Origin of the sequence: Allocatenococcus thiocycli, from assembly GCF_921292965.1 — a bacterium.
In the GTDB taxonomy this organism is placed as follows: Bacteria; Pseudomonadota; Gammaproteobacteria; order Enterobacterales; family Vibrionaceae; genus Vibrio; species Vibrio natriegens.
Genome location: NZ_CAKLCK010000001.1, coordinates 321,786 through 336,353, shown reverse-complemented (window position 1 = coordinate 336,353; position 14,568 = coordinate 321,786). Strand labels below are relative to the sequence as shown.

Below are 14,568 nucleotides of genomic sequence, written 5' to 3'. Positions count from 1 at the left end.
AAAAAATGCCCGCTATCGTTAGCGGGCATTTAACTTCAAAACGGAAGATTAAGATTCAAATTCTTCTGCCATTTCCTGAGCTTCGCTCTTCGGCTTATCTGTCTTACCGAAGCCGCGCAGACCCACAACGTGTACATGCTCGTGATCTTTAAACACCTTACGCACCAGTTTGTAGGTTGTGCCTTTCTCCGGGCTGATGTTTTCTGGCGCAGCAATCAGAAGCTGCATATCCAGACGGTCACACAGTTCGAATAGTGTCGAGATAGATCTCGCATCCAGACGCGCAGCCTCATCAAGGAACAACAGACGACAAGGAATGATGTCTTTACTACGCAGACGTCGTGATTCTTCTTCCCAACTTTGCACCACCATCAGCAGGATTGACTGACCAGTACCGATCGCCTCACCAGTAGATAGCGCGCCAGACTCAGCCTGTAGCCAACCCTCTGAACCACGGTTCACTTCCACGCTTAGTTCCAGGTAGTTACGGTAATCAAGTAACTCTTCACCAAGAACCTGCGGAGAACGTTGCCCCATGTCGATATGTGGGTTTACACGTTGGAACAGCTTCGCCATCGCCTCTGAGAAAGTAAAGCGTGAAGACTCAAACAGGTCTTTATGTTGCTCCTGCTGAGAAGAAAGACCATGCAATAGCACTTCGTGGCTTTCGCGGATCTTCACGTTCAAACGAACCCCTTTCACCTGACCAAACGAGATGTTCGACAAGCCTTGGTTCAGCATACGAATACGGTTTTGCTCACGCTGAATCGTCTTCTTAATGATGCTTGCTGCAGATTCAGAACTGATTGCCAGACGGTTTTCACGTTGAGTCAGCTCTTCTGTCAGACGCGCCAGCTCCACTTCCATCTCTTCGATTGCTTCTACCGGATCATCGGTACGGATGATGTCCTGACGAATACGCTCGCGAAGATGCTGGTAAACAGCAATGTAGAACAGAACTTTACGCTCAGGACGTGAGTTATCTTCCGAAAGACGCAGTGAATCACGCAGGTCGTCATTGTTCGCAACCGCCAGACGCAGCGCACCCAACGATTTATCCGACATCGAACGAAGTTCGTCAGCAGACATGTACGCCAGTTCGCGTTTGTGAAGACGACGCTCAACATCGTTTTCACGCGCTAAACGAAGTACCGAACACCAGCCTGCTTTTGCGGCTACGACAAAAGTGCGAAGCTCAGCGTACTCTTTCTGAACTTTCTTCAGACGCTTCGCCAGACCTTTCATCTCTAGCTCAGTCGAAGTGATGGTGCGCTCGTATTCACTCTTACGGCTGCGTGATGAGTGTAAACGCTCGTGCAGCTCGTCACGACGACGCATTGCACGCTCTTCTGCGCCTTCATCCGCATTAACACCGAACTCTTGCAGCTCCTGTTTGAATTCCTGAACGGTTTCCAGTTTCGCCTGGTGTGAGCTTTTCAGCGAAGCCAATACTTGGTTGTACTGGTTCATCTGACCTTGCGCTTGTTTCAGCGCTTCACGAGAACGAGTACGCATTTGCTCAGCCTGAACTAGCTTCGCTTTTAACTGCTCGCTCAACTCGCTGCTCTTGTTCAGCAGATCAACCGAGTCTGAGTACGCAAAGTAGTGACGACGTTCAACTAAATCGGACAACGCAAAAATTTGTTTCTTCAATTCCTGAAGCTGCTCGTCAGCCGCCTTGTATTCGGCTTCAAGCGCATCAAACTGCTCTGGGTCTGCATCCAGTGCTGAAACGATTTTCTCAAGCTCAGTCACGGCTTTCGCGTGTTGATTCAGGAACGATTTTGCTTCTGACAGTTGCGAGATTTTCTCTTCCAGCTCATCAAAACGGGCTTGAAGTGTGTCGTCTTCAATCAGTGCCATGTTTGGTGCAAGTTTGTCCAGTGAAGACAGAGCTTGCTTGCTGGTTTGAAGCTGAGAACGCTGCTGTTGTTCTTTTGCTTCCAAATCAGCCAGTACACGTGCGATTTGGTTACGCTTTTCACGTACCTTTGCCAATGCTTGTTCAGGATCAGCTTCAAATGCGACCTGAATGTGATGAGCCACAAACTGGTTAAACGCTTGGTACATACGCTGCATTTTCTGCGAGTCGAATGCTGCCTTGGCATGCTTCTCAACCACTTCTTCACGTTCGTTACGCAGCAGCTCTAAACGTTGCTCGCGTGCCGCACGGCCGAACAGTGGGATTTCAGGGAAGCGAGAGTAACGCATTTGACGATCGTTCATACGAACGCATACTGCGCCTTCTAGCTCTTCTGCGTCGAATGAGCTGTCATCAAAGGCATCAATGTCGCCTTCAATGATGTACAAATCTTCCGGACAGTCGTCCAGCTCAACCAATTTCTCTTCGATGCCGGACAAATCTGAAACGACAATGGCGTGGCGCGCTGGGCCATACATCGCACTGAAGTAAGGCGCGTCATCGATGGTGATATCGTCATAGATTTCCGAAAGTAATACACCACCCAACGTGTCAGCCAGACCTTTAAGGCGGGGATCATTAGAACCACCCGGTGATGCAAGACGCTCGATTTCATTTTCTAGTTGAGAACGACGTTCAGCCAGTTTGTCTTTTGCCAGAGACTGTTCTTTCTCTTGCTCAAGAACCACCTGCATATGGCTCATTACTGCATGACGATCTTCTAGCTCGACACCGCTTTGCTCACGTAGCTTTTCCAACGCATCATTGGCTGCAATCCACGTTGGTGCAATGGCTTCAAGCTTTTTGATTTCAGCTGCAGAATCCTGTTCTAGTCGACGCTGTTCACTGCGTTGTTCACGCACGTCTTCTTGCGTCAATTCCAGCGATTCAATTTGCATTGCGTGACGCTCACGCTCCTGCTCGAAGGTGATTTCGTCAGTCAGTTCAACATGGAATTGCTTCTTGTAATCGGACACCAACTCGTTTGCCTGACGCTGCTGATTTAAGCTACGCTCAAGATCGCGATGTTGTGCTCGCCACTGTTGCTCATTCTGAGCGATTTGCTGTGAGTCACGCGCTTTAGCGATGACTTTTTTCGCCTGTTCAGACGCATCTTTACGCTCAACTTGGCCAACGATGCTCTGAACTAGCTTCAGCGCCGTTTCGAACTGCTCCGCAGCTGCCGATGACATGTCCAGCTTGTGCTTAACAGACAGTACCGCATTAGTGCTTTCTGTTTCTTTGTTCTTAAGTTCAGCCACTAACGCTTGCGCTGACTCAGCCGTTAGGCTGTCATCACCCAGTAGCTGCTTCGCTTTATCCAGTGCCTGAACCGCTTGCTGGTATTGAAGAGCACGTGTTTGCTGAACGTCCAGCGCTTGCTGGTAATCAGCAAGTTGCGTTTTAAGGCTATCGACTTCTTCTTCAGAAACGGTCGCTTGCTCTTCAGCGTTCATCACGCGTTCTTGAGCTTCTTCAACGACCATCATCTGTTCTTCCAGACGTTCGCTGAGCTCTTCCAGATCTTCCTGGTAACGTTCGATCTTCTCTTGCTGACGCAGTGCATTTTGAACTAGTTGCAAGTGATCCGACGCGGCTTGGTAGTCCTGCTCTAACGCAGATTCTGAGTCAATCAGCAGCTCAAGCTCTTCTTGCACGCGGTTAAGCAAATTATTTTGCTCAATCAAGGTCTCGCGAGAGCCAAATAGCTCAGAACGCAGAGACAACGTTTGTTCTAGCTTGTTGCGACGATCGTTGGCGTGACGCATGTAGTCTGCGGCCACGTAGTTGGTAGACTCGGTGATCAAATGTTTGAATAAGTCACGGTCAGCCTGCGTGGTTTTGATCGCTTCTAACGTCATGCGGTTTTCGCGCAGCGCGGATTCCATATCTTGGAATGCTTTCTTCACGCCACCGTTTTGTGGCAGAAGGTAGTCACGCAGCGAGCGAGTAATCGCACTCGAAATACCACCGTAAAGTGATGCTTCAATCAGACGGTAGAATTTTGAACGGTCACCTGAATTGCGCAGCTTCTTCGGAATCACACCGAACTCAAACATTTGCGCATGGTAATCGACGATAGATGAGAAGGCTTTAAATTGAACGCCTTCAAACTCTGAGATTACGTCTTTAACTTCGTTAATCTGACGCACACGAGCTTGAGTCGCAGAAACGCTCTCAACAAGAACATCCGTCGGTTTCACATGGCTAGGAAGGCCTTGAATAACAAACGGTTTGATGTCTACTTTCTTATCACGACCCGCGACTTGCTGCAGCTTTACTGCAAATAGTAAACGTTGGTTACGGGAGTTAACCACATCCAGCGCCGCATAACACGCGCCTGGTTGCAACTTACCGTACAAACCTTTATCGCGAGACGATTGGCTACTGCCCGCTTCTGTGGTGTTACGGAAATGAAGTAGCGTTTGGTCAGGAATCAAAGCGGTGATAAACGCCGCCATCGTGGTTGATTTACCTGCACCGTTACCACCAGAAAGCGTCGTAACCAGACCATCGATATCAAAAGTACGGGCAAAGAAACCGTTCCAGTTGACCATGGTCAGCGATTGATATTTACCGCGTTCAATCATGCTCATGCTTCACCCTCTTCTGTCATTTCTTCTTGGGCTTGTTCTTCTTGATCGTCTTCAGACAACAGACTGCCTTGGCTTGGTTCTTTGGTATGCACCACGGCTTCACCGTCACGGATCAGACGCAGTTGAGCTTCACGCATATCGTCACCAACACGAACGTCTGCACCAAAACGGAATACCGATTCACTGATACTGAATTTACCGGTTTCGCCGATATTGATGATCATACCTAGACGACGCAGACGACGCAGTGAAGTGCGCACTTTTTCAAACAGCTTCTCTTTATCGAGGTCTGAACCCGTCGCGCGGTTGGTCACCAGCTTCATCAGCTTGTTTTCATCCGCCAGTGCCAGCATCTCGTCATAGAGCTCCTGATTGGTAAAGATGCCTTCATGAGCCAGACGCTCCGGGCTCAGGTAAAGGAAACACAACACCTTACCCACCAGCATATCCAGTTCAGACAAAACGCTACGGCCAATCAAAGACGTAGAGCGTGGACGAAGGTAGAAGAAACCTTCCGGTGCTTTCACCAACTCAGTGTTGTAACGCTGGTAGAAAGAAGACAACTCAAGTTCAAAATCTGACAACAATGCGTGGTTGTCCAAATCTTCGCTTGAGATATGACGCCCTGCTCGTAGCATGCTGTCTAATGCTGGGAACAGAGGGTTAGAAATTGCTTTTGCCAGTTTATCTGACATGTATTCATTAGTATCGGTCGATGACATTCGCTTGTACCTTTGCCCCAAATTCGTTGATTGATTTCCAGTCTGGCTGAATGGCTTGATAATCCGATTCTGAATAGCCCAGACGAACGGCCTGATCAACAATAATTCGGGCTAAATCAAAGTGATGAGTAAATGGGTGTTGTGCAAGGTAATCTCGCAGTACCACGCTCAAGTCGATTGGTGTGCCCTGATCTTTATGGGCTTTTAGCATTTCACCAATACGCTCTGATAACTCATCATTGACTTGTTGAAATTCTTCGTATTCCACTTCCATCGGAACTTGGCCTGTTACCTCGTCATCACGCAGTACCAGAGCTTCGTCACGAAGGTCGGATAATCGCTCAGCATCTGCATAAGTCAGATACCAAGGCATATCAAAGTAATCTTTTATCGATTGACGCAATCGAGAACTGAACGCACGGTTCTTATCCATATCGATGGCGGTACGGATAAATTTATGTACGTGTCGGTCGTACCCGATCCAAAGATCAATCGCTTGCTGGCCCCAACTGGTGATTCGGTCCAGCTTCATTTGCAGACCAAACAGGGCTTCTTCAATAAACTCAAGCTCAGGATCGCCATAAACAAGCTCCTGAATATCGAGGATCTGAGTTTGCAGCTCATCACTTGCTGCCTGCAAGGTATCTTGAAGTTCACGCAGCGTGCTCGACGTTTCTGACAATAACGCTTCACAGTTATTAATCGCTTCGCGCCAATCTTTATTCAGCAGGTCAGCAATCTGCTGTTTTACAGATTGTTGCTGCTCGTCCATAACACGCTGGTTAAGATCGATTTGATCGAAGATCTCGCCTACGGAATATTTAAGTACTCCATACACGTTTTTCTTCCAGTGACCCGGTGTGCCACCTTTTTGGGCTGCTTCAATTGCTTTCGCCATTTCATCCGCAACCATAGACAGCTGAATAGAAAGGCGAAGTTTTGAAAACTCACGGTGACGGACGTAATAGTCCGTGATGCCTATCGCCAGTGGCGACAAACGGTAAATACTCGCCCCATCCGTCACCTCGCTGACAAAGCGACTGATCAAACGCTGCTTAACCATCTCATTGATGGCGTTGTTCGCTCTGAAAGCAGAGGCTTCCCCCGTTTCATCAAATAATCGAGTAACGATAGCGAACGCATCGTGCAGTTCACCTTCACCCAATTCATCGTCAAACCTTTCATTACTTAGTACTGCGATGGCAATCAAGAATGCCAAGCGCTCTGTGGTCAGGTTCAACGAGAAATCTTGCTGCTTAACCCAGCCAACCAATTCATCAATAGGTTGTTCTGCAGCATCGAGAGTCATCTCACTCATTGTTATTCCTGTTTTTCTTTCTTTTTGGCCCACACGTGAATGTAGCGACCTAATGAGAGGTATGGCTCTTGTCGACAAAGTTGTTTTTCTAGCGCCAACACATCTTCAAACTCGTAATCACCCATGTATTGCATATTTCCTATGTAATCACTGAATGAGCGAATACCAGATTTACCACAAATACTGAACCCGGAGTCTTCTATCCATTGGTAAACTTCTTCTGGTTTCAGGCCTTTTTGCGGCTGTAGTTTAAATCTTTTTCGATGGGGCATACCGTCCAAAATATGAGGAATGTTGCCACAAACCACATTTTTGTAGACTAAACCATGGTGGTTATAGAACATTATCGATGCAATGCCCCCCGGTTTGACTTGTTCCAGTACCGTTTCGAGCGCCGTCTTAGGATCGACCAGCCACTCCATCACAGCATGAAACATGACAAGATCCACCTGGCTGTCCATGTGCTCGCCAATGGACTGGACAGGTGAATGAATCAGGCGATACTGCTCAAGCAAACCATTATTTTCAATATCCTGTTTGGCTAGTTGCAGCATTTCCGAAGATAGATCACATAAAGCGACACGATGTCCGAGCTTAGCAAGCTTTTGAGACATTTGTGCTAAACCACCACCTGCATCTAAAACTTCTAGGGGTTGCTGGTCTGCCTCTAATTCACTTAGAATCTGTAGAAAATCTTCCCACACAATGATTTGGCGGATCTCCCCTTTATCGGAGCCGTAAATATTTTTTGCAAATTTGTGGGCGATATCGTCGAAATTGCGGTCTTCTGTCACTTCTGCTGAGTTATCATATCGGATTGTGTCGCTATTCTGGCACAAGGAAAGCAGGAATAAAGAGGAATACCCTCATTTTTATTTTCAATTGATGTTTTTTCGGACTATTTATGTATGTTTGAGCTGAAAAAAGTAGTGTCAGCTTTGCTCATGCCCCTACCAGCATTGCTGCTGATAGGATTATTGGGCCTGGCTCTCATTAGTTTTACCACTAAGCGTAAAACCGGCTGCTTCGTTGTTTTATTCTCATTTGTCGGCATTTTCCTTGTTGCCTTCCAGCCTGTTTCAAGCAAGCTTCTTATGCCACTTGAACGTGAACACAAAGCGTTTCTACCCGTTTCAGGGACCATCGACTACGTGATGGTACTCGGCAATGGTCATGTTATCGATGACGAAATTCCACCCACTTCTCAGCTAAGCCGTGCCGCACTCATGCGTTTGACCGAGGGAATCCGAATTTTGCGCATGTATCCTGGCGCTAAATTGATTCTTTCCGGCTATGACGGCGGTTCTGAAATCAGCCATGCGCGTATGATGGCAAACGTGGCTCTGGCGCTCGGTGTAGCGAAATCCGATATCATTTTATTGGAAGACGCCAAAGACACGTGGGAAGAGGCACGTCAGGCTGCGGCGTTTGTCCAGCAAAAGGAAATGGTTTTAGTTACCTCGGCGAGCCATATGAGCCGGGCGCTGTATGAATTTAATGCAGCAGGCATAAAACCAATCCCGGCGCCGACAAACTACTTGGCGATTGAAAATGTTAATCAAGCTTGGGATAAATACTCGCCAAAAGCACGTTACTTAGAGCAAACGGAGCTTTTCTGGCATGAGTACCTTGGCAGCATCTGGCAACGCTTACGTGATGTCGTCGGCGAAACACCTATGGTCGAGCCACAGAAGTCAATGAGTTAACGCCATTACTCAATGCAATTTGCACAGACAAAAAAGGAGAGCAAGCGCTCTCCTTTTTTGTTCTTATCTTGTCTCGTGGTGGTGATTAATCACCAGCAAACATGTAGCCCTCACCATGAACCGTAACAAAAATTTGCGGGTTTTTAGGGTCAAACTCCATCTTCGCACGCATACGACGAATCAAGACATCTATCGTACGGTCATTCGGTGCATCAACACGATGGCTGATCATATTCAAAATACGTTCGCGGCTTAGTACTTGATTCGGGTAAGACGATAACGCCACCAAAAGCTCGTATTCGGCTTTGGTTAGTTTTACTGGCTCACCATTACGACTCAGCGCTCGACGCTGGATATCAAACGTCCACTCGCCAAAACGAACTATATGTTGCTCGTTGGTTTCGTTTGCCTTACTTGATCCATCGCGAGCAATCGAAATACGCCACAGCAGATTTTTGACACGAACTAATAACTCGCGCAGTTCAAAAGGTTTGGTGACATAATCGTCTGCCCCCATTTCCAGGCCAACAATTTTGTCGATGCTATCCGTGCGTCCTGTAACTAATATGATACCAATATCCGATTGGCTGCGTAATTCACGCGTAAGCATCAGGCCGTCTTCACCCGGCAAGTTAATATCCAGCATGACAAGATCAACATCACCAGCTTGCAGCACTTCACGCATTTGCGTGCCGCTCTCTGCTTCACTAACTGTATAACCTTCATTTTGGAAATAACCCGCTAGCTTACTACGCGTTACAACATCATCTTCTACGACTAATACGTGATAGCTCATTTACACCACTTTCTGTCATTTTATTATTCGAGATGTATTCTATTCATAACTATTAACATTTCTAGTCATTGGCTGACTAAAAAGCAAGATTTAGTGATTTTGTTGATTCAAGACAAGCTTAGCGAACCCTGTTAATAAATGAACATATTTCGCCATAAAACATCATAGTTATAGTTACTGCTGTTCATTTTAATTGATTACACTTAAAGGACATCTGAATTTGATTTTGTGATGCCAGAAAGAAGGCATCATTCAGGAGCCTAAAATGCAAGAAGTGAAAGCTTTTAACGAAAAACGCGCCGAAATTTATTGGTGGTTTTCTAGCTTATTCGCCAAAGAACTGACAGACAAAGAGCTGGAGGCTTATCACAGTGTTGAAATTCGCAGCTTTTTGGCGGGCTTAGGTGAAAATGAATCTCTCAAACCTTCCATTGATAGCCTCGTTGACGCACTAAATCGCCTGCAAGACCGCGAAGATGCTCAGCTAGAGCTTGCTGCTGACTTTTGTGAATTATTCTTGAAGACAGAAAAGTACGGCGCGCTTCCCTACGCTTCCATGTACATTGGTGAATCTGGTTTACTCAACGACAAACCCGCCGAAGAGATGGAAAAGTTGATGGCTGAGTTTGGTGTCCAAGTGGACGACCGTCTAAAAGAACCAGCCGACCACTTAGCGGTAGAACTGGACTTCCTGGGTAACATGATCATTCGCTCTAATGAGTTTGAGCAAGAAAAACACATGGAAGAAGCCTTTGTTAAACAAAATGAATTCATCGAAAGCCAACTCATGTCTTGGTTACCGAAGTTCGCTCACAAGTGTCAGCAACTGGATGAATTTGGCTTCTACGCCAGCGTCGCGCAACTATTAATTGCATTTTGTAAACTGGACAGCGCTTACCTTCTTGGTGAATAATTGCCGCCTATTTTAGGGAGCCTGTCTTTTAGGTTCCCTATCTTTTATTCGTTAACTATATAAATCGTTCCAATCGCTCGCTTTTTAGCAATCAAAATGTGACTTATTAGGCACAAAACCATTGCTTAAATTATTGCCAGCTTGCCCGCATAGGGCTAAAATGTGAACGCAAACGATTAAATATGATTTTAATGTAAACCGCTGAAATAAAGCGGTTTTTGTGTTTTCTTAATAGGTTGATAACGATTCTTCATTCGATGGAAGAAATGAGCTTTATCAACCACTGTCGCTACATACCCTCTACCGACTTCGGAGTAACCACTGCTAAACATACTCAGCGCCATTGTTTTTGTTGCGCTAAGTTTACAAAAGACGAACAGCAAAAAGGTTTATCCTCCGCGGTATATTCGTAGCTCGAAACAGGACACCATGTATGGCCACTATAAAAGACGTTGCTAGATTAGCCGGCGTTTCTACAACTACAGTTTCGCACGTTATCAACAAGACGCGTTTTGTTGCAGAAGCAACACAAGAAAAAGTAATGAAAGCCGTTGATGAGCTTAACTATGCACCAAGTGCGGTTGCTCGTAGCTTGAAATGTAACTCAACTCGCACCATCGGCATGTTGGTGACACAATCTACCAACCTATTCTTCTCTGAAGTCATCGATGGTGTAGAGAGTTACTGCTACCGCCAAGGCTACACGCTTATCCTGTGTAACACTGGTGGTATCTATGAAAAGCAAAGAGATTACATCCGCATGCTCGCTGAAAAGCGTGTAGATGGCATACTAGTGATGTGTTCTGACCTGACAGAAGAGCTGAAGCAAATGCTTGACCGTCATGCAGATATTCCGAAAGTTGTCATGGACTGGGGCCCAGAAAGCTCGCAAGCAGACAAAATCATGGATAACTCAGAGGAAGGCGGTTATATCGCGACCAAGTACCTGATTGATAATGGTCATACTGATATTGCTTGCTTGAGTGGTCACTTTGAAAAACTCGCTTGCCAAGAGCGCATTGCGGGCTACCGTCGAGCGATGGCAGAAGCCAACATTCCTGTCAATGAAGACTGGATTCTTGAAGGTAACTTTGAATGTGATACCGCAGTTTTGGTCGCAGACAAAATTACCGCGATGGAGAAACGCCCTACTGCGGTATTCTGTTTCAATGACACGATGGCGTTGGGCTTGATGAGCCGTCTACAACAGAACGGTATTAAGATTCCTGACGACGTCTCTGTTATTGGTTACGACAATATCGAATTGGCAGAGTACTTCTCTCCGCCGCTAACAACGATACACCAGCCAAAACGTCGTGTTGGTAAAAATGCCTTCGAGATTCTGCTTGAGCGTATTAAAGACAAAGAACACGAAAAACGCATTTTTGAAATGCAGCCAGAGTTGGTCGTTCGAAATACTGTTAAAAAACTCAACTAGTTACTAACAAGCGCTCTTCGGAGCGCTTATTTTTTATCCGAAAATTAACTTTTATCGCACTCTTTGTTCACTACAGTCAGTAAACGTTTTATAAGTTACTGTTTTGTATAAACACAATCCATCTCACATAACCTAGCCACTCGCACTCAAACTTCAATCTTAAATATGAAACAAACACCATAAAAACACAGCGTTTTACTGAAGCAATATCACACTTTGATCTCTAGATTGTGATGTTAATTCAAGATAAAAAGTATTCTCAACATGTCACGCACAGGGCAAACCATCCGAAAGGGTGGGACGCAAAGCTTCCGGCCTTAACCATTTTATAAATGGAAGGTAGCGGGGTTACCGATGGCAAATATGCATATGATGAGTTTACCCTTTAATGACATTGGGCTTGCATGTATTTGCTAATCTCTCGGACCTGACTTTTGGTGGCGTAATAATAATTACACCGAGATAACACATCATGGATAAACCGATACTCAAAGATTCTATGAAGCTATTTGAGGCACTTGGTACGATCAAGTCGCGCTCAATGTTTGGTGGCTTCGGACTTTTCGCTGATGAAACGATGTTTGCACTGGTTGTGAATGATCAACTTCACATACGAGCAGACCAGCAAACTTCATCTAACTTCGAGAAGCAAGGGCTAAAACCGTACGTTTATAAAAAGCGTGGTTTTCCAGTCGTTACTAAGTACTACGCGATTTCCGACGACTTGTGGGAATCGAGTGAACGCTTGATAGAAGTAGCGAAAAAGTCGTTAGAACAAGCCAATTTGGAAAAAAAGCAACAGGCAAGTAGTAAGCCCGACAGGTTGAAAGACCTGCCTAACTTACGACTAGCGACTGAACGAATGCTTAAGAAAGCTGGTATAAAATCAGTTGAACAACTTGAAGAGAAAGGTGCATTGAATGCTTACAAAGCGATACGTGACTCTCACTCCGCAAAAGTAAGTATTGAGCTACTCTGGGCTTTAGAAGGAGCGATAAACGGCACGCACTGGAGCGTCGTTCCTCAATCTCGCAGAGAAGAGCTGGAAAATGCGCTTTCTTAATCTGTAGGTATAAACCTATCGTACGTATAAAAACCGCAGCTTTGACTGCGGTTTTTTTTTGAAATTTTTTCCAGGCTCAACCTGTCTATTACTCCATATATCAATCAAATAATATCAAGTAACATATTTCATCAATGGCATCTGTTAACCTTTTAGAACAAGGCTATCCTTCTGGAGTACGACAATGAATAAAAAACTGGTTTTTGGGTTAATACTGCTGTTAACGATCATTTTATTAGCCGTTAACTTTAGCCAGTACCTCACTTTAGAGAACGCCAAAGCGCAGCAAGAGGCTCTTAACGCCTATATTGACCAGAGATTTATCTTGGCGGTTACGGTTTATTTTGCGGCCTATGTGGCTATCACTGCGTTTTCTATTCCCGGTGCAGCGGTCGTTACTCTGTTAGCCGCGGCTCTATTCGGCTTTTGGACTAGCTTACTTTTAGTCTCGTTCGCCAGCACCATCGGTGCAACGCTGGCTTTTCTGAGTAGCCGTTACTTGTTACGAGATTGGGTACAAAGAAAATTTGGTTCAAAGCTTACCGCGATTAACGACGGCGTCAAAAAAGACGGTTCATCCTACCTACTCTCATTAAGATTGATCCCTGTGTTCCCTTTCTTTCTAATCAACCTACTGATGGGATTAACCCCGATGTCTGTTGGCCGCTTTTATTTGACCAGCCAAATAGGAATGCTTCCAGGCACCGCTGTTTATCTCAATGCAGGTACTCAACTGGCAACGATTGAAAGCCTCTCGGATATCGTCTCACCGAGCGTGTTAGCTTCATTTGCGTTGCTTGGGCTTTTTCCTATCATTGCTAAATGGCTGATGAATAGATTCAGACCCACTCAAGTACAGCCAAATGGAAACCCTTGATGAAGATATTTATAGCGAGAAATCCGGCAGAAGCGCATATCGTTTGTGAGTTGCTGAGAACCGAGCAAATTCTTTGTGAAGTTCGCGGTGAAGGTCTTTTCGGATTGAAGGGGGAACTACCATTCGGGGATGATACCGACCCGTACGTGTGGTTATTGAATCCAGAACAAAAGATGAAAGCCTTGGCTATTATTGAAGCCTATCAAAAACAGACTCAGCCAAACACCTATCAAGATTGGAAATGCCCTCAATGTTCGGAAATCAATGAAGGGCAATTTGGCGCGTGCTGGCGTTGTGGCCACCACATTGAGTAAGCGTAATGGCGCCAGTCACCTAGAAACGTTAAGCAACTAATGTTTGCTGTTTGATAAACTCAATCGAGTACTGATTAAAGTCTTCCGGACGTTCTACATTACAAACATGGCCACAGTTGGGGATCTCACGGAGCACACTCAGTTTATGTGCTGCAACCATCTCTTTAACCGGCTGGATGAACATATAATCTCTGTCACCCATTAAGTAGAGAGTGGGAATCGCTAATTCTCTGTCTTTAAAGTACTTCATTAACGGATTCACATCCGCCGCCAAGATAAACCAGCGCTTAAACTCTTTTTGGCAGAGCTTTTTGGCTTCCCTGATAAACAGGTGGCGAGATTCGCGTTGATTGCGCTGTGGCATCACGATATAAGCGAACAGTTTATACAGCCACATGTAAGGCAAGATATGTTTGCCAAAGTTGCCCAGTTTGACGAGAATTTGTGAGCGTGTATTGAGACGAGTAACCGCTCCACCTAACACCATTGAATTCACACGTTCAGACGCCAATTCCGCAATGTTTCGAACAATGATCGTCCCTAATGACATGCCGACAAAATGCGCGGATTGGATTTTTAAGTGATCCAACACTTTCAAAATATCTTGTGTAACTTCAGTAAAGGTATAGCGGCTGGTAATGAGTTCTTTTAGTAACTGATTTGACTTCCCATGCCCTCTTAGATCAATGAGCACTAAATTAAAGTGCTGCTTATAGGCTTTAATTTGCTTAAACCAAATCGAAGAACTGCCACCAGCACCATGCACGAAAACAACCCACTCATTACTGGTGGGGTGCAAGTAGGTTTTATGGAAAAGTAGTGGCTCAGTCATATACCAGTAATAATAGTATTGTTATTAATTTAGAGGAAGCAATCCTATCACACTAGGATTGCTCACGATAA

The 14,568-nt window shown here is 45.5% G+C and carries 12 protein-coding genes and 1 riboswitch; of the genes, 6 read left to right on the top strand and 6 right to left on the bottom strand.

The window, feature by feature from the left end; genetic code table 11:
• Positions 1-48 precede the first annotated feature (48 nt).
• The 4 genes from mukB to cmoM are packed head-to-tail and all read right to left on the bottom strand — an operon-like array spanning position 49 to position 7,352.
• A complete protein-coding gene (mukB, locus tag L9Q40_RS01510) occupies positions 49-4,512 on the bottom strand; it encodes a chromosome partition protein MukB (RefSeq protein WP_498791772.1) in 4,464 nt (1,487 codons plus the stop codon).
• 2 nt (positions 4,513-4,514) lie between these two features.
• Positions 4,515-5,240 carry a chromosome partition protein MukE gene (mukE, locus tag L9Q40_RS01505; RefSeq protein WP_243976460.1) on the bottom strand — a complete coding sequence of 242 codons (726 nt, stop codon included), beginning with the start codon at positions 5,238-5,240 and terminating at the stop codon, positions 4,515-4,517.
• Positions 5,221-6,558: a chromosome partition protein MukF gene (gene mukF / locus L9Q40_RS01500; protein WP_498791745.1), complete on the bottom strand. Its 1,338-nt coding sequence runs from the start codon at positions 6,556-6,558 to the stop codon at positions 5,221-5,223. The genes mukE and mukF overlap by 20 nt, the downstream gene beginning before the upstream one ends.
• A 2-nt stretch (positions 6,559-6,560) precedes the next feature.
• On the bottom strand, positions 6,561-7,352 hold the full coding sequence (gene cmoM, locus L9Q40_RS01495) for a tRNA uridine 5-oxyacetic acid(34) methyltransferase CmoM (protein ID WP_014231338.1): 792 nt from the start codon (positions 7,350-7,352) through the stop codon (positions 6,561-6,563).
• A 114-nt stretch (positions 7,353-7,466) separates the two neighbouring features.
• Here cmoM and elyC point away from each other — a divergent pair, with 114 nt between their 5' ends.
• Complete coding sequence (gene elyC / locus L9Q40_RS01490; protein WP_498791744.1) at positions 7,467-8,264, top strand: envelope biogenesis factor ElyC; 798 nt, start codon at positions 7,467-7,469, stop codon at positions 8,262-8,264.
• Positions 8,265-8,349: 85 nt separating this feature from the next.
• Here elyC and torR read toward each other — a convergent pair whose 3' ends face one another.
• The gene (torR, locus tag L9Q40_RS01485; protein ID WP_020332877.1) at positions 8,350-9,060 is read right to left on the bottom strand and encodes a two-component system response regulator TorR; all 711 of its coding nucleotides are present in this window, start codon (positions 9,058-9,060) and stop codon (positions 8,350-8,352) included.
• A 265-nt stretch (positions 9,061-9,325) separates the two neighbouring features.
• On the opposite strand from torR, the gene torD reads away from it, so the two are divergent.
• The 5 genes from torD (at position 9,326) to L9Q40_RS01460 (ending at position 13,665) form a co-directional block, all read left to right on the top strand.
• On the top strand, positions 9,326-9,973 hold the full coding sequence (gene torD / locus L9Q40_RS01480) for a molecular chaperone TorD (RefSeq protein WP_014231335.1): 648 nt from the start codon (positions 9,326-9,328) through the stop codon (positions 9,971-9,973).
• Between the two features lie 433 nt (positions 9,974-10,406).
• A complete protein-coding gene (gene purR, locus L9Q40_RS01475; protein ID WP_263838357.1) occupies positions 10,407-11,411 on the top strand; it encodes an HTH-type transcriptional repressor PurR in 1,005 nt (334 codons plus the stop codon).
• A gap of 267 nt (positions 11,412-11,678) precedes the next feature.
• Positions 11,679-11,767: riboswitch (cyclic di-GMP riboswitch) on the top strand.
• Positions 11,768-11,883: 116 nt separating this feature from the next.
• On the top strand, positions 11,884-12,474 hold the full coding sequence (locus L9Q40_RS01470; RefSeq protein WP_020332876.1) for a TfoX/Sxy family DNA transformation protein: 591 nt from the start codon (positions 11,884-11,886) through the stop codon (positions 12,472-12,474).
• Positions 12,475-12,658: 184 nt separating this feature from the next.
• Positions 12,659-13,351 carry a TVP38/TMEM64 family protein gene (locus L9Q40_RS01465; RefSeq protein ID WP_498791743.1) on the top strand — a complete coding sequence of 231 codons (693 nt, stop codon included), beginning with the start codon at positions 12,659-12,661 and terminating at the stop codon, positions 13,349-13,351.
• Complete coding sequence (locus L9Q40_RS01460; RefSeq protein WP_118118078.1) at positions 13,351-13,665, top strand: putative signal transducing protein; 315 nt, start codon at positions 13,351-13,353, stop codon at positions 13,663-13,665. The genes L9Q40_RS01465 and L9Q40_RS01460 overlap by 1 nt, the downstream gene beginning before the upstream one ends.
• A 28-nt stretch (positions 13,666-13,693) precedes the next feature.
• On the opposite strand, the gene L9Q40_RS01455 is transcribed toward L9Q40_RS01460, so the two are convergent.
• A complete protein-coding gene (locus L9Q40_RS01455) occupies positions 13,694-14,497 on the bottom strand; it encodes an alpha/beta fold hydrolase (protein ID WP_014231330.1) in 804 nt (267 codons plus the stop codon).
• Positions 14,498-14,568: the final 71 nt, after the last annotated feature.